The following is a 15,090-nucleotide window of genomic DNA, read 5'->3' as shown; positions in this document are numbered from 1 at the left end:
AACAGCAGGTAGATCGACATGCCCTTAGCGACAGCTTCGGGGATCGATAAGTCAGATCGCGTCAGAGCCGCAAACAGCCCCAGCACAAACGATAGAATTATCGGTGACAGAAGGTTCGTGGCCGCAAGTGATAAGATTTCTGACAAAGCAAGACTCCAATCGTTTCGGGTAAAAACACGAGCGCCCCAAAACCCTTTCGAGTAAGGAGCAGATGTTTGATGTACGTCTCAGTCAATCTGCACAGCTCAGTTGAAAAGCATCGCTTGCACGGCCAACCGCGTGCCTGAGGTATGTGAAATTCTCACTAGCACCAGAAAAATCGACCGATTGAGCGAATATGACGCGTCTTGGCCCATTGATCAGGGCCTCCTGTGCTTGATCTTTGGCCATACATTGGTATTGAGCGCACGAACCCACCGCACCTCACAAAGGACGACCCTTTTGGATATTGCAGCTCTCCGCTCCGCCAATCCTGATCACTGGAACAAAGCCGCCGCTATTCGCGCGCTAACATTGGATGCGATCCACGCAGCCAACTCAGGACACTCCGGTATGCCAATGGGCATGGCCGATGTCGCGACTGTTCTTTTTGAAAAGCACCTGAAGTTCGATGCAAGCGCACCGCTCTGGCAAGATCGCGATCGCTTTATCCTGTCTGCGGGTCACGGCTCTATGCTGATCTATTCCCTGCTCTATCTTGTGGGCGACAAGCAGGTCACGCTCGATCAGATCAAGAACTTCCGTCAGAAAGGCGCGCTGACAGCGGGTCACCCTGAAAACTTCCTTCTTGATGCGGTTGAAACCACGACTGGCCCGCTCGGTCAGGGTATCGCCAACTCTGTTGGTTTTGCGATGGCAGAAGAAATCCAACGCGCACGTTTTGGCAAAAAGATCGTTGATCACCACACATATGTGATCGCTGGCGATGGTTGCCTCATGGAAGGCGTTTCTCAAGAAGCTATCGGTCTTGCGGGCCGTCATGAGCTGGGCAAACTGGTCGTTCTTTGGGACAACAACAACATCACCATCGATGGTACTGTTGAGCTGTCTGATCGTACGGATCAAGTTGCACGCTTTAAAGCATCCGGTTGGCATGTTCAGGAAATCGACGGTCACAACCCAGAAGAAATCGACGCAGCAATCACAGCCGCGAAGAAATCCAAAAAACCATCTATGATCGCGTGCAAAACGCACATCGCTCTGGGTCACGCGGCGCAAGACACGTCCAAAGGTCACGGCGCACTGACAAACGAAGAGCAAATGGCCGAAGCGAAAGCAGGCTACGGCTGGACAAGCGGTGCATTCGAGGTTCCTGCGGATATCAAATCCGCATGGGAAGCAATTGGCGCGCGCGGCGCAGCGGATCGCGCTGAGTGGGAAGAGCGTTTCGCATCCGTCTCCGCCAACAAACAGGCTGAATTCAACCGCGCCTATGATCTTGAGCCACCAAAGAAGCTTGCCGCGACAATCAAAGCGTTGAAGAAGCAAATCACAGCGGACGCGCCAAAAGTTGCGACGCGTAAGTCTTCCGAAATGGCGCTCGCAGCGATCAACCCGATCATGCAGGAAACTGTTGGCGGCTCTGCTGACCTGACGGGCTCTAACAACACCAAAACCGGTGATATGGGCGTGTTCGATACAGACAACCGCGCAGGTCGCTACATCTACTGGGGCATCCGTGAGCACGGCATGTCCTCTGCGATGAACGGCATGGCACTGCACGGCGGCGTGCGCCCTTACGGCGGTACGTTCATGTGCTTCACCGACTATGCGCGCCCTGCAATGCGCCTTGCGGCCTTGTCCAAAATCCCAACTGTTTTCGTGATGACGCACGACAGCATCGGTCTGGGTGAAGATGGTCCAACGCACCAGCCTGTTGAGCATCTCGCGATTTCCCGCGCGACGCCAAACACCTATGTGTTCCGCCCTGCAGACACTGTAGAGACAGCAGAAAGCTGGGAAGTGGCACTGACCGCCAAATCAACCCCGTCTGTTTTGGCCTTGTCCCGTCAGAACCTGCCGACTGTCCGCCTTGAGCACAAAACCAAGAACCTTTCGGCGCAAGGCGCTTATGTTCTGGCAGACGCTGAAGGCAAACGTCAGGCGATCCTGATCGCCACTGGCTCAGAAGTTGAAATCGCTCTGCAAGCACGCGAGTTGCTGCAAGCCGAAGGCATCGGCACACGCGTTGTGTCCATGCCCTGCATGGAGCTATTCGAGGCGCAAGACGATGCATATCGCAAGCGCGTCTTGCCAGGCGGCCCTGTCCGCGTCGCGATTGAGGCTGGCGTGCGTTTGGGCTGGGACAAATGGCTCCTTGGTGAGCGTGGACGCGAAGCAAAAGCTGACTTCGTTGGCATGGACAGCTTTGGTGCCTCTGCGCCAGCGGATGAGCTTTACGCACATTTCGACATCACAGCCGAAGCAACAGTGGCAAAAGTCAAAGCCCTGCTCGGTCTATAAAAACAAGGGTGCGTGGGAAACCACGCACCCTACTTTACGATATGCGCGTGTTCAGAGGGTCCAAGTAAACCCGGTGTCCACCTCAGATCTTTCCCACAATTTCACAATGACCGCCTTGTCATATGCATAGGGCTCCAGCGTGCCTTTTCCGACGGGCCCGACCCATTCCATGCGCCCAGTTGGCCCATAAAGCGCACGCGCGTCCAAACCACCTTGCGTGGCACACATAACCTCTGGATAAGCCCCTTTTTCAGCGGATTGTACCATGGGCGAAAGCGTCATCAATTTGAACACGATCCGTGTCAAAAGCCCCCCACTCGTAGAAATCAGCGACGTCGCAGATGAGCCTGGATGGCAAACCAAAACTTCTACATTTTTGCCTGCCGCTTGAATGCGGTCCTGCAGTTCATAAGCAAACATCATCTGTGCCAGTTTGCTTTGACTATAGACAGGATTGGCACTGTAATTCTTATCCCAGTTCATATCGTCAAACTGAATGGTCCGTATGCCCATCTTGTACCCGAGGCTGGCGACAACGACGATCCTGCCATGTGTCTCTTCAATCCGCTCGAACAGCATGCCGCATAGAACAAAGTGACCATAGTGATTGGTGCCTAGTTGGCTCTCGAAACCATCGACAGTCATTTTTTGTACCGGCACCTGCGCAATGGCTGCGTTACAAATCAAAGCATCGATCTGTGGAACAGTGTCCAAGACCTCCTGCGCGGCCGCACGCACGCTCGCCAGTTCAGCAAGATCCATTTGAACAAAACTCACATCAGCCTTTGCACCAAACTCATCTTTCAACGCTTCAATAGCGCGCTTCGACTTCTCGCGGCTTCGGTTTAACATCACCACCTTCGCGCCTTTGCTCAGCAGCAACCGCGTCGCCTGAAACCCAGCGCCTGCATTCGCGCCTGTGATCAGAAAGGTCTTCCCTTTTTGATCTGTCATCTGTTCGGGCGTCCAGCCGTTTGCTCCGAATGTCGTATCAACCATGTCTTTATCCTCATGTCTCTTGCCAGACTTCGCACGCGTCTGACCATTTTCTGAGAGTGTAGATACGTGTCATTTTTCGTTTGAAATAGACGAAATTAGATCAAATACTTGCCTAATCATATCATATGCATTGAAAAGTATCAGATTTCGGTATTTAAACTTCCCTATGCTACAAGATCAGATTAAACAGCTTATCCAAGCCAGAACCAATACAGACGGGCTAACGGAAACCGGCATTCCCGGTGTCCAACTGTTTCGCGCGACGCAAGCCATGCCCTGCGCCCCTGCGGTCTATGAACCGAGCATCGTCGCAATCGCGAGCGGCTCAAAGGAAGCGGTGCTAGAGGGCAAACGCTTTCTCTATGACAATCGCAAGTACCTGTGTTGTCCAATGTCGATGCCCGTGCAAGCGGGCACCCCCGCAGCATCGCAAGAAAACCCGCTTTATGGCGTCTATATTTCGCTCGATCCAGGCATGATGAGCAGGTTGGCGATAGAAATGGAAAATGCAGGTGCGCTTCGCCCGCGCGCAACCAACACGTCGGAAACACATGGTATTCGACTGGCAACATGGGATTTCGAGTTTTCCGAAGCCTTACTTCGGCTCTTAAAGCTCCTCGGAAATGAAACGGATATGGCCCTCCTTGGCCAAACACGATTGCACGAGGTGTACTATGCGATTTTGAAGGGTGAAGCCGGATTATTTGCGCGCCAAGCCTTTGGCATAGGAAACGCGATTGCGCGCTCCATTGCACATGTTTCGGCCAATTTGGACAGCCCAATTTCGATTGATGATTTGGCCACACGCGCGGGTCTTAGCCGCGCCGTTTTTCACAGAAAATTCAAACAGGTAACGGCCATGTCTCCTATTCAGTTTGTGAAAACAATGCGGATCAACAATGCCGCTATGAAGATATCCGAAGGTATGACCGTGAGCGAAGCCGCGCTGGATGTCGGATACATCAGCCCCTCTCAGTTCAGCCGTGAGTTCAAACGCACTTACGGACAATCCCCGCGACAATGGAGCGACGCACAGCAGGGTCAAATCGCAACGCCCTAGCGCGCCTTTAATCGTCGCAAAACTTCTTAAACCGGCGTGCCTACTCCGATAACAGAAACTAATTTGAGAGCCCCATGCCCCCAAACTCCGCCGAGCAAAATTACGAAGACGCGCGCAGGCTCTTTCCCTTTGCGGGGCTGCTCCAGATTGATGAAAGTCAAACCCCGATGGAATACGCCGCGCGTTTCATCGGTCAGCTTTTGCAAAACCAACGTTTGCCGTCTTTTGAAACGCTCAGCGCAACCAACCGCTCCGTTTATGCACATCTGATTGCAACGCTTGAGGGCACGCCCATTGATCCGCGCTTTGCCAGCAACGTACCAAACGCGGTCGCAACCTTACTGGAGCACGTCAAAAGCCAACTGCAGACCGGTGCGCCGCAGATCATTGCCGCCAATCCTGCAGACCCATTGGCGCATTTACAGAAACGCGAACGTATCATTCATGGCAAGCGCTGGTCTGAATATCAAATCGCGCTCGAATTGCAGCGCATTGCGCGCCTGTCGACGACATTGGGCGGCGATAGGCTCAACACTCCTCAAGACCTAATCAGTCTTCTGCTAGACTACCCAATCCCAGAGCTTTGGCACCTAATGATCCGCGATAGCGCAGAGTCGCAGCTTCATTTCGGCGTCAAACATGCGATCCTCTCTCAACCCGATTGCGATTTCGGCACCTATATGGTGCATTTCAAAAACGGTTTTAGCGAAGCCTTTTTGCCAACTGAGCCAAGCCTTAAACGGCGCCTCTTTGGCAAGGCGATATCCCCACGCGCGCAAAAGACTGCAAATGGCCCCTTTGACACCGAAGATCGCATTCAGACGGTGATCTTCTATCAAATGCTCGAAAAGGCATTGAACGGCAGCTTCTCACGGTTTGCCTGCAATCCCGGATATGATCACAAAGCGATGCTCACCAAGGAGCGAAATCGCCTTCAGGCGCTTGACTTCAAAGGGGTGCGTCCAGTGCTACGGGCAATCGATGCCTGCATTGCGATGCCGTTCGAACATGGTCGCGCCATCGACATCGCCCAAAGCGTTAGCCCGACAGGGTTACTCAGTCTTGTTGCCCCTGTGAGCGAAGAAACCTTAGATCAGGCAGCCTTGCCCGCTGTACCCGTAAGCGATCAAGACCTCGCTAAATACATCGAGCGCGTGCGCGTTATTGATGATGATTTCTCCCTTGAACGGATGGAACGTATCCTCGCTGCAAAACTCCCATTGGAAAACGCGCCTACATTCCGTAGTGGGGTCACATGAAACCCTTTGAAATTTTTTGCGCTTGCCCGCCCGGCCTTGAGCCTTTTCTCCATGCCGAAGCCCTCGACGCGGGCTTCAAAGGCGCGACGCCTGTACCGGGCGGGGTCACTTTCGCAGGGCTCTGGCCAAATGTGATGCGGGCCAACCTGACATTGCGCGGTGCCTCTCGTGTGCTCGCGCGCTTTGCCAGCTTTCGCAGCTTCAACCTCAGCCAGTTGGAAAAGCAGTGCCGCAGCTTGGACTGGTCCACGGTTCTGCGCCGCGATGTTCCTGTCAAAGTCGATGTCACAACACGCAAGTCCAAAATCTATCACGCGGGCGCTGCGAAAGAACGTATCGAAACAGCGATAAAAGAACGGCTTGGCACACAAATCGACGGTGATGACGCGATCAAGATTATGGTGCGGATTGATGACAATCTCTGCACCTTTTCCATAGATACATCCGGCGCGCCGCTGCACCAACGCGGGCATAAGGAAGCCGTCGGCAAAGCCCCCATGCGCGAAAACCTTGCAGCGCTTTTCCTGCGCGCAAGTGGATATAACGGCCAAGAACCCGTGCTCGATCCGATGTGCGGCTCTGGCACATTCCCGATTGAAGCGGCTGAAATCGCAGCGGGCCTGCATCCGGGTCGCACCCGCAGCTTTGCGTTCGAACAGCTGGAGAGCTTCATGCCAGAGCGTTGGCAAAACCTGCGCAGCGCCGACACTCAAGCCGCAGACACCCCCCTCTTTTTTGGATCAGACCGCAATGCAGGCGCGATCACCAACGCCCGCGCCAATGCTGCGCGCTCGGGTGTCAGCGCGCAGTGCCAGTTCACGAATGCATCGATCAGTGACCTCGAACGCCCTGCAGGCCAAGCAGGCCTCGTTATTCTAAACCCACCTTACGGCGCGCGCATTGGCGACAAGAAACAGCTCTTCTCGCTTTATGGCTCACTCGGCAAGGTTTTGAAAACACGGTTCAAAGGCTGGCGCGTTGCGATCATCACGACCGACACTGGCCTCGCACGCAGCTCAGAACTGCCATTCAACGACATCAGCGCCCCGATCCCCCATGGCGGTCTCAAAGTCAGATTGCATCAAACCGCGCCACTCGTTTAGGCTTCATCTTTCCAAATAAACTTTGGGGGTCTGGGGGCAACGCCCCCAGTCGGTCCGATCACGCAAGTGATTGGAAAGATCAGCGCTTAAACACAGCGCCCCAGATCGGTGCGATCACCTTGCTTGCAACGGGGATCAGTGCCAATCCCAAAGCAAGGCCGAAGATACCGTCGGCAAAGGCAGTTGCGCTCCACTCAACAAACCCATGCAAGTTCTCAGGCGTACGCGCGGCCACAGCAACTGCAAAATCGTGAATCAGCGTATATGGCGTCTTCCAACCAACATCTTTCAAACTGTGAATGATAATCGATCCACCAACCCAGAGCATGGCTGCGGTGCCCACAATTGTCAGCGTTTTCATAACCTTGGGCATCGCATTCACAATTCCCAACCCCAGCGAACGCGTCAGACCAAGCCGCCCACGACGCGCCATTGCAAGCCCCAGATCATCTGCTTTCACGATCAAAGCAACGCTGCCGTAAACCGCGACAGTAATGCCAACAGCGACCATCGCCAAAACCGCCGCTTCCATCCAGATCGTTCCCTCTGGAATCGCCGCAAGGGCTAAGGTCATGATTTCCGCCGAGAGGATAAAGTCCGTCTTGATCGCGCCTTTGACATTGGCCTCTTCCAAATGCGCGGGATCGCTGATCTCCTGAACATCCTCAAGGGCTTCTTCGTGGTGGAACAACCAATGGGCAATCTTTTCAGCCCCCTCAAAACACAAATACGCACCGCCAAGCATCAACAAGGGCGCGATGAGCCATGGCGCAAAGGCTGATAACAACAGACCCGCAGGCAGCAAAATCACCAGCTTGTTGAACACAGAGCCACGCGCGATGCGCCAGATGATCGGCAATTCACGGGACGCATCAAAGCCTTGGACATATTTGGGCGTCACAGCCGCATCATCGATCACAGCCCCTGCCGCCTTGCTACCCGCCTTTAACGCTTGCGCCGCAACATCATCCACAGAAGCCGCTGCAACTTTCGCAATCGCCGCCACATCGTCTAGCAAAGCCAACAAACCGCTCATCTGATTGTTCTCCGTATTCACCAATTTTCGAATCACACAGACCTGCGTGTAACCCAGTTTTACAAACTGTTAACGCAACCACAGCCAAGCCCCTACAATTTGTTAGCGCAACCATGCGCAAACCTGTCACGGTTACCGCTAACACATTGCCAAAATTGGGTTTTTTCCTTGGTCACCACGTCTCCCCATGCCAATACGCAAGGAACATCGAGAGCACCTTAGGAGATCACTATGACCGTCACTCTTGGCATCAACGGCTTTGGCCGGATCGGCCGTTCCACGCTGGCGCACATTGCAGAAGCCGCGCGTAATGACGTTCAGGTCGTTAAGGTCAACGCAACGGGCCCCCTCGAAACCAGCGCGCATTTGCTACGCTATGACAGTGTGCATGGGCGTTTTCCGGGTGAAGTCAAAGTGGCAGGCAATACAATGGACTTGGGCCGTGGTCCGATGGAAATGTTCTCGACTTATGATCCTAAGGAACTTGATTGGTCTGGCTGCGACGTTGTTCTGGAATGCACTGGTAACTTCAACGACGGCGAAAAAGCTGGCGTTCATCTTGAACGCGGCGCTAAATCTGTTCTCATCTCTGCACCAGCCAAGAATGTTCAACGCACCGTCGTGTACGGCGTGAACCACCGCGATCTTGTTGCGGGCGAAACGATGATCTCAAACGGCTCTTGCACAACCAACTGTCTTGCTCCGCTTGCCAAAGTGCTCGACGAAACGATTGGCATTGAACGCGGCATCATGACCACGATTCATTCCTACACAGGTGATCAGCCAACGCTCGATCGTCGCCACAATGATCTCTACCGTGCACGCGCAGCCGCTTTGGCAATGATCCCGACATCGACAGGCGCAGCAAAAGCACTTGGCGAAGTCCTTCCTGGCCTCAAAGGCAAGCTCGATGGCACATCAATGCGCGTTCCAACACCAAACGTCTCAGCGGTTGATCTCACATTTGAAGCGAAGAAAGACGTCACTGTCGAAGATGTGAACGCAGTTGTTGCAGAAGCCGCAGCAGGCCACATGGGCGCTGTTCTCTCCTACGATCCAGAGCCTAAAGTCTCGATCGATTTCAACCACACAACACACAGCTCTATCTTTGCGCCGGACCAGACAAAAGTCGTCGGCGGCCGCATGGTTCGTGTCCTTGCTTGGTACGACAATGAATGGGGTTTCTCTGCCCGCATGGCAGATGTTGCTGCGGCAATGGGCCGTTTGCTCCACTAACACGACTGAAAAAACCCAGTCTCCTCAAAACAATACCCCCGCCTGTAAACTTACAGCGCGGGGGTTTTGCGTCTTGGCATTTACGTATCCCTGACGCATCTTAGGGACGATGAACATTTCGGATGCCCTATGACAAATCCCATCGCTATCGTGCTTGGTTTGATCCTCTTAGGGGGCATCATCACTGATGTTGTTATGTCGGGTGGCAGCAATCTTCTGTTCCTTGCCAAAAAGTTCACCGAGTTCACAGATTGGATCGCTTTCTGGCGCTAATATCCTAGTTTAAATCAGATCGGCCCTTGACTTTTTCACTGGTTTCGCCTTGTTAGCGCTAACAAGAAATGAAGGACGCGAGCTATGGCTGTAAAGGTTGCAATTAACGGATTTGGACGCATTGGACGTAATGTTCTACGCGCAATCATCGAAAGCGGACGCACAGATATTGAGGTCGTTGCCATCAACGATCTTGGCCCTGTCGCAACGAACGCGCATTTGCTGCAGTTCGACAGCGTACACGGACGCTTCCCTGCAAAGGTCACACATGATGACACATCAATCGACGTTGGTCGCGGCCCAATCGCAGTGACCGCAATCCGCAACCCTGCGGAACTCCCATGGGCGGACGTAGATATCGTTCTGGAATGCACCGGCATTTTCACGGACAAAGAAAAAGCGAAAGTTCACCTTGAGAACGGCGCAAGCCGCGTTCTGGTTTCTGCACCATCTAAAGGCGCAGACAAGACGATCGTTTACGGCGTGAACGACGATACGCTAACAGCAGACGATCTAATCGTCTCCAACGCGTCCTGCACAACCAACTGTCTGTCCCCAGTTGCTTACGTTCTGAACGAAGCCTTCGGCATCAAGCGCGGCTTTATGACGACGGTTCACAGCTACACGGGCGATCAACCCACGCTCGATACGATGCACAGCGATCTTTACCGCGCGCGCGCAGCCGCGATGAGCATGATCCCGACATCGACAGGCGCTGCAAAAGCGGTTGGTCTGGTTCTGCCAGAGCTTGACGGCAAACTTGACGGCGTTGCGATCCGCGTACCAACGCCTAACGTCTCTGTTGTCGATCTGACATTTGAAACCAATGGCGATGTGACGGTCGAAGAAATCAACGCAGCTATTGAAAAGGCTGCGAATGGCCCGCTCAAAGGCATCCTTGAGTATCAAACCCTCAAGCTGGTTTCCCAAGATTTCAACCACGACCCACACAGCTCTATCTTTGCTGCGGATCAGACCAAAGTTCTGGACGGCAACATGTGCCGCATCCTGTCTTGGTATGACAATGAATGGGGCTTTTCCAACCGCATGGCTGACACGGCTGTTGCAATGGGTAAATTTCTATAAAATGACTGCGGGAACCCTGTTTCATAGGGTTCCCGCATTTTCTATCTTTCCCTGATCTCGCCTTAGCGGCGATAGAGCACGGGAAACCAATCTTCGCGCAATCGCTGACCTGCCACCATGTCATGCCCCGGAAACGGTGGTGACGTTGGGCCAGGCCGCTCCACATAGCGCGCATCATCCCCAAGCAAACGCAGCGAAAACGCACGGCGTCTTTGCGCCGTTTCATTGCCACGCGCGCCGTGAAGGATCGAATAGTTGAACGCAACCGCGTCCCCCGCCTCCATCTGCCATTCGCGCACGTCCATACCTTCAGCGTCAGGGTCAGGCACGGGCATGTAGGCATCTGCATCGGGATAGAAGTTCGTCTCGGACAGCCAACGTGTTGGCAACACGGGCTTTTCCCAAAGATGCGAGCCTGCGATGCAACGCAATGACGCCTCTGTCACAGGATCAAGCGGCGACCAGAAGCTCACTGTTTGCCGCCCTTCGACAAAATAATACGGGCCATCCGTATGCCACGGCGTGGGCTTGGACGTGCCCGGCTCTTTCACCAACACATGATCATGGAACATCTGCACCGTGCGCGAACGCATCAAATCTGCTGCGACCTCTGCCGCGGCGCTTTCTTGGATCACCTGCTGAAATTCGGGAATGCGGGTCCAGTTGCAATAATCATCAAAGAAACGCCCGCCCTCGCCCTCTTTCAGGTTCTCGGCCGCATAAGGCCCCGGCTCGTCCATGTTGCGCTGCACGCCCTTGCGCAGGGTTTCCACGTGATCGGCGAACAGCCCTTTGATCAACACAACGCCATCGCGTTGAAAGGCCTCAACCTGTGCCTCGTCCAAAAGCGCGTGCATAGTCAAATCCCCTATCGCTGTTTCATGCGCGCTGCCAATTCCAGCATCCGCATCGAAAATCCCCATTCATTGTCATACCATCCAAACACACGAAGCAAGCCGCCCACCGACACAGACAGTTCAGGACCGACAAGCACGAGCGATTCAGGGCGCATGCGAAGATCAGACGACACAAGCGGTTGCTCTGTCCAGCCAAGGATCGGCCCCACAGCTTGTTCTTTTAAATGCGCGCGAACGGCCTCTGTTGTCACGGAGCTGCGTGTTTGCACGGTCAAATCAATCGCCGACACGCTCGCCGTTGGCACACGAATGGCGCGCGCCTCAATCCGACCAGCCAAATGCGGCAGAACTTCATCCGTAAGACGCTGCGCAGATGTGGTCGTTGGCACCATCGACAAAGCGGCGGCGCGGCTGCGCACGAAATCGCCCATAGGCTTGTCCACCGTCGGTTGGCTGCCCGTATAGCAATGCACGGTCGTCATATGACCGCTCTCAACGCCGTAGGCTTCATCAAGGACGCGCAATAGCGGCGCGAGCGCGTTGGTCGTGCAAGACGCGTTCGACACGATCCGCGCATCGCCCAGCTCGTGATCATTCGCGCCCAGTACGATGGTTTTATCTGCGGTTCCCGACGGGCCAGAGATCAAAACAGCGCCAGCGCCAGCCTCCACGCCGCGCGTCGCAATCGCGCGATTACCACCAAGGCCAGTGCATTCCAAAACCACATCGACGCCAGACAGATCAAGTGTGCTCAGATCATCCGCATGGGTGAATGGCACGCGTTCCCCGTCCAGCAGCAAAGCACCTTTTTCAAAGCCGACTGTACCGGCATATCGACCAAAAACGCTATCATATTCAAAGAGATAGGCGCAGACATCCAAGGGCTGGATGTCATTGATCAAAACCAGCTCAAACGGCAGATCGTGACTGCGTAAGATACGAAGGATCGAGCGACCAATGCGGCCAAATCCGTTCAGGGCAATGCGTGTTGTTTCTCGACTCATAGGCTCAGTCTTTACGCAAACGGCAAGCCCATCCAAGTGCTCAATTGTACCAAAATTTGAATGCAGGCACTTTGCCGTCGCAAACAAGACGCGTATGTCGCAACCAAGCAGGCGCAGAGACTTTTCTGCGGGCCAGATCAAAAAGTGAACTCTAGGTAAGGCAAGAAAATGCATTTCGGACTCAACGAAGAACAGACCATGATTGTCGACACTGTGCGCAGTTTCGTCGAAAACGAAATTTACCCACATGAGGCCGAAGTCGAGAAAAACGCGCATGTGCCGTTCGAGCTTGGTGAAAGCATCAAGCAAAAGGTGATCGACCTTGGTTTTTATGCCTGCAACTTCCCCGAAGAGGTTGGCGGCGCGGGTCTGTCGCACATGGATTTCACCCTTGTAGAGCGTGAACTTGGGCGCGGCTCTATGGCGCTGACGCATTTCTTTGGGCGTCCGCAGAATATTCTCATGGCTTGCGAGGGCGATCAGCGCGAACGTTACTTGCTGCCTGCAGTGCGCGGCGAGAAATCCGATGCTTTGGCCATGACAGAACCGCAGGCTGGATCAGACGTGCGCGGTATGAAATGCGTTGCTGTGCGCGATGGTGGCGACTGGGTCGTGAACGGTTCCAAGCATTTCATCTCTGGCGGTGAACATGCTGATTTCTTTATCGTTTTCGTTGCCACGGGCGAGGATCAAACACCCAAAGGCCCGAAGAAGCGCATCACTGCTTTCTTGGTAGATCGCGGCACGCCAGGCTTTGAAGCGCGCGAAGGGTACAAATCTGTCTCCCATCGCGGATACAAGAACTACATCCTAGACTTCACCGATTGCCGCCTGCCCGATGCACAGGTCCTGGGCGAGGTCGATGGCGGTTTTGCGGTCATGAACGAATGGTTATATGCGACCCGCCTGACTGTCGCAGCTTTCTCCGTCGGACGCGCACGTCGTTGTTTCGACTACGCTTTGGACTATGCGGCAGAGCGCGAACAATTTGGCCAGCAGATCGGAAAATTTCAAGGGGTGAGCTTCCAAATCGCCGATATGATCACAGAGATCGACGCCGCCGACCTACTGACGCTCAACGGTGCATGGCGTCTGGATCAAGGCCTGCCAGCGAACCGTGAAATCGCCAGTGCCAAGGTCCATGCGACTGAAATGCTGGCCCATGTCACAGACACCACGCTGCAAATCTTTGGCGGTATGGGGTTGATGGACGATTTCCCCATCGAACGTTTCTGGCGCGATGCGCGCGTCGAACGCATTTGGGACGGTACCAGCGAAATTCAACGCCACATCATCAGCCGCGAACTCCTTCGCCCCTTGGGTGCGTAAATTGGCGGGCTTGGATCGGCTTCTACGCCCCCGCTCCATCGCGGTTGTTGGCGGCGGTACATGGTGCAGCAATGTCATAGGCGCTTGCGAAGGTATCGGGTTCACGGGTGAAATTTGGCCCGTGCATCCGAGCAAAGACAGGGTTGCAGGGCGCAAGGCTTATCCTAGCATCGACGCCTTGCCAGCGGCCCCTGACGCTAGCTTTCTAGGCGTGAACCGTCATGCCACAATCGACTGCCTGCGCGCCTTGTCAGGGCGTGATGCAGGCGGCGCTGTGTGCTTTGCCTCCGGCTTTGCCGAGGCAGACGCAGAGCTTGGCGATGGCGCGGATTTGCAAGCCCAGTTGCTGGAAGCCGCAAGCGAAATGCGCCTGCTTGGCCCCAACTGTTATGGCGTATTGAACTACCTCGATGGCGCCGCTTTATGGCCCGATCAGCACGGCGGCACCCGCGTCGAAAACGGCGTTGCGATCATCACGCAAAGCTCCAATGTGGCGATCAACCTGACCATGCAAACCCGCGCGCTGCCCATTGCCTATGCGGTGACCGCAGGCAATCAGGCGCAAACGGACCTCGCTGAAATCGGCTGTGAGTTACTCCGTGATCCACGTGTGACCTGCCTTGGCATTCACATCGAAGGCATCAACAATATCAAAGGACTAGAGGCACTTTCTAAACTATCACAAGAGCTTGGAAAACCTGTCTGCGCGCTCAAAATCGGGCGCTCAGATCAGGCGCAATTGGCGAGCGTTTCGCATACTGCTTCCCTCGCAGGAAGCCATTCAGGCGCGACCGCTTTGCTGACCCGTCTTGGCATTGCGATGCCCGATAATTTGGAAGTCTTCCTTGAGCTGCTGAAGATCTGGCATGTGGCCGGTTCGCTGAAGTCCAATCAGATAGCGTCAGCCTCTTGCTCCGGCGGTGAGGCAAGCCTGATGGCTGATATAGGTATGACCAAGGGCCTCACTTATCCCGCGCTGGAACCACATCAGAGCCAAAATTTGCGCGCCGCGTTGGGCCCCAAGGTCGCGCTAGCCAATCCGCTGGATTACCACACCTATATTTGGGGCGATGCGCAGGCGATGAGCGATACGTTTACAGCCCTCTTCGATGCTGATCTTGGCCTCGGGATTATCGTGCTCGACTTCCCGCGCCCGGATCGATGTTCGCTCGATGAATGGGACGCCGCGCTAGAGGCGATTAAAGACTGCGCCAAGCGTAGCACCACGCCTGTCGCCGTGCTTTCGTCCCTGCCCGACACCATGCCGGAATTCATATCAAAGTCATTGATTGAAAACGGCATCATCCCGCTACACGGCATGGACGCCGCCCTGCGCGCGACAGCTTTGGCGCCAGCGCTTGCGGCCAGTGACACACCCGTCTTAG

At 54.7% G+C, this 15,090-nt stretch carries 14 protein-coding genes; 9 read left to right on the top strand and 5 right to left on the bottom strand.

What is annotated here, in order from left to right:
- The coding region (locus tag ABJQ89_RS11580) for a sodium-dependent bicarbonate transport family permease (RefSeq protein ID WP_348496389.1) at positions 1 to 146 on the bottom strand (146 nt) is incomplete at its 3' end.
- A gap of 295 nt (positions 147 to 441) precedes the next feature.
- On the opposite strand from ABJQ89_RS11580, the gene tkt reads away from it, so the two are divergent.
- Positions 442 to 2,463, top strand: coding sequence for a transketolase (gene tkt, locus ABJQ89_RS11575; protein WP_348496387.1), 2,022 nt, complete (start codon positions 442 to 444; stop codon positions 2,461 to 2,463).
- A 51-nt stretch (positions 2,464 to 2,514) separates the two neighbouring features.
- Here tkt and ABJQ89_RS11570 read toward each other — a convergent pair whose 3' ends face one another.
- Positions 2,515 to 3,462, bottom strand: a complete 948-nt coding sequence (locus ABJQ89_RS11570) for an SDR family oxidoreductase (RefSeq protein ID WP_348496386.1) — start codon at positions 3,460 to 3,462, stop codon at positions 2,515 to 2,517.
- Positions 3,463 to 3,628: 166 nt separating this feature from the next.
- Between ABJQ89_RS11570 and ABJQ89_RS11565 the strand changes: the two genes are divergently transcribed.
- The 3 genes from ABJQ89_RS11565 (at position 3,629) to ABJQ89_RS11555 (ending at position 6,884) form a co-directional block, all read left to right on the top strand.
- Positions 3,629 to 4,522 (top strand): AraC family transcriptional regulator, encoded by an 894-nt coding sequence (locus ABJQ89_RS11565; RefSeq protein WP_348496385.1) that lies wholly within the window; start codon positions 3,629 to 3,631, stop codon positions 4,520 to 4,522.
- Between the two features lie 74 nt (positions 4,523 to 4,596).
- On the top strand, positions 4,597 to 5,781 hold the full coding sequence (locus ABJQ89_RS11560) for a hypothetical protein (RefSeq protein WP_348496384.1): 1,185 nt from the start codon (positions 4,597 to 4,599) through the stop codon (positions 5,779 to 5,781).
- Positions 5,778 to 6,884: a class I SAM-dependent RNA methyltransferase gene (locus ABJQ89_RS11555; RefSeq protein ID WP_348496383.1), complete on the top strand. Its 1,107-nt coding sequence runs from the start codon at positions 5,778 to 5,780 to the stop codon at positions 6,882 to 6,884. The genes ABJQ89_RS11560 and ABJQ89_RS11555 overlap by 4 nt, the downstream gene beginning before the upstream one ends.
- Positions 6,885 to 6,963: 79 nt before the next feature.
- Here ABJQ89_RS11555 and ABJQ89_RS11550 read toward each other — a convergent pair whose 3' ends face one another.
- A complete protein-coding gene (locus ABJQ89_RS11550) occupies positions 6,964 to 7,920 on the bottom strand; it encodes a DUF808 domain-containing protein (RefSeq protein ID WP_348496382.1) in 957 nt (318 codons plus the stop codon).
- 231 nt (positions 7,921 to 8,151) lie between these two features.
- Here ABJQ89_RS11550 and gap (ABJQ89_RS11545) point away from each other — a divergent pair, with 231 nt between their 5' ends.
- The 3 genes from gap (ABJQ89_RS11545) to gap (ABJQ89_RS11535) all read left to right on the top strand — a co-directional run bounded on the left by gap (ABJQ89_RS11545) (position 8,152) and on the right by gap (ABJQ89_RS11535) (position 10,515).
- The gene (gene gap / locus ABJQ89_RS11545) at positions 8,152 to 9,156 is read left to right on the top strand and encodes a type I glyceraldehyde-3-phosphate dehydrogenase (RefSeq protein ID WP_348496381.1); all 1,005 of its coding nucleotides are present in this window, start codon (positions 8,152 to 8,154) and stop codon (positions 9,154 to 9,156) included.
- 129 nt (positions 9,157 to 9,285) lie between these two features.
- Positions 9,286 to 9,429, top strand: a complete 144-nt coding sequence (locus tag ABJQ89_RS11540; RefSeq protein WP_348496380.1) for a hypothetical protein — start codon at positions 9,286 to 9,288, stop codon at positions 9,427 to 9,429.
- Positions 9,430 to 9,513: 84 nt separating this feature from the next.
- The gene (gene gap, locus ABJQ89_RS11535; RefSeq protein WP_348496379.1) at positions 9,514 to 10,515 is read left to right on the top strand and encodes a type I glyceraldehyde-3-phosphate dehydrogenase; all 1,002 of its coding nucleotides are present in this window, start codon (positions 9,514 to 9,516) and stop codon (positions 10,513 to 10,515) included.
- Positions 10,516 to 10,577: 62 nt separating this feature from the next.
- Here the strand turns inward: gap (ABJQ89_RS11535) and ABJQ89_RS11530 are convergent, their stop codons facing one another.
- Both ABJQ89_RS11530 and ABJQ89_RS11525 read right to left on the bottom strand, forming a co-directional pair.
- Positions 10,578 to 11,372 (bottom strand): phytanoyl-CoA dioxygenase family protein, encoded by a 795-nt coding sequence (locus tag ABJQ89_RS11530; RefSeq protein ID WP_348496388.1) that lies wholly within the window; start codon positions 11,370 to 11,372, stop codon positions 10,578 to 10,580.
- An 11-nt stretch (positions 11,373 to 11,383) separates the two neighbouring features.
- Positions 11,384 to 12,376, bottom strand: coding sequence for a glyceraldehyde 3-phosphate dehydrogenase NAD-binding domain-containing protein (locus tag ABJQ89_RS11525; protein ID WP_348496378.1), 993 nt, complete (start codon positions 12,374 to 12,376; stop codon positions 11,384 to 11,386).
- A 168-nt stretch (positions 12,377 to 12,544) separates the two neighbouring features.
- Here ABJQ89_RS11525 and ABJQ89_RS11520 point away from each other — a divergent pair, with 168 nt between their 5' ends.
- Together ABJQ89_RS11520 and ABJQ89_RS11515 are read left to right on the top strand one after the other, a co-directional pair.
- A complete protein-coding gene (locus ABJQ89_RS11520; RefSeq protein ID WP_348496377.1) occupies positions 12,545 to 13,705 on the top strand; it encodes an acyl-CoA dehydrogenase family protein in 1,161 nt (386 codons plus the stop codon).
- A 1-nt stretch (position 13,706) separates the two neighbouring features.
- Positions 13,707 to 15,090: CoA-binding protein (locus tag ABJQ89_RS11515; RefSeq protein WP_348496376.1), on the top strand; the 1,384-nt coding region annotated here is incomplete at its 3' end.

The organism is Planktotalea sp., assembly GCF_039984035.1.
Lineage (GTDB): Bacteria > Pseudomonadota > Alphaproteobacteria > Rhodobacterales > Rhodobacteraceae > Planktotalea.
The sequence above is the reverse complement of the archived record's forward strand: the minus strand, read 5'-3'. Positions and strand labels throughout refer to the sequence as shown.

Coding starts and splice junctions, on each gene's coding strand:
- gap (WP_348496381.1), top strand. CDS start 8,152: ATGACCGTCACTCTTGGCATCAACGGCTTTGGCCGGATCGGCCGTTCC.
- ABJQ89_RS11520 (WP_348496377.1), top strand. CDS start 12,545: ATGCATTTCGGACTCAACGAAGAACAGACCATGATTGTCGACACTGTG.
- ABJQ89_RS11540 (WP_348496380.1), top strand. CDS start 9,286: ATGACAAATCCCATCGCTATCGTGCTTGGTTTGATCCTCTTAGGGGGC.
- ABJQ89_RS11555 (WP_348496383.1), top strand. CDS start 5,778: ATGAAACCCTTTGAAATTTTTTGCGCTTGCCCGCCCGGCCTTGAGCCT.
- ABJQ89_RS11570 (WP_348496386.1), bottom strand. CDS start 3,462: ATGGTTGATACGACATTCGGAGCAAACGGCTGGACGCCCGAACAGATG.
- ABJQ89_RS11565 (WP_348496385.1), top strand. CDS start 3,629: ATGCTACAAGATCAGATTAAACAGCTTATCCAAGCCAGAACCAATACA.
- ABJQ89_RS11525 (WP_348496378.1), bottom strand. CDS start 12,376: ATGAGTCGAGAAACAACACGCATTGCCCTGAACGGATTTGGCCGCATT.
- ABJQ89_RS11560 (WP_348496384.1), top strand. CDS start 4,597: ATGCCCCCAAACTCCGCCGAGCAAAATTACGAAGACGCGCGCAGGCTC.
- ABJQ89_RS11530 (WP_348496388.1), bottom strand. CDS start 11,372: ATGCACGCGCTTTTGGACGAGGCACAGGTTGAGGCCTTTCAACGCGAT.
- ABJQ89_RS11550 (WP_348496382.1), bottom strand. CDS start 7,920: ATGAGCGGTTTGTTGGCTTTGCTAGACGATGTGGCGGCGATTGCGAAA.
- gap (WP_348496379.1), top strand. CDS start 9,514: ATGGCTGTAAAGGTTGCAATTAACGGATTTGGACGCATTGGACGTAAT.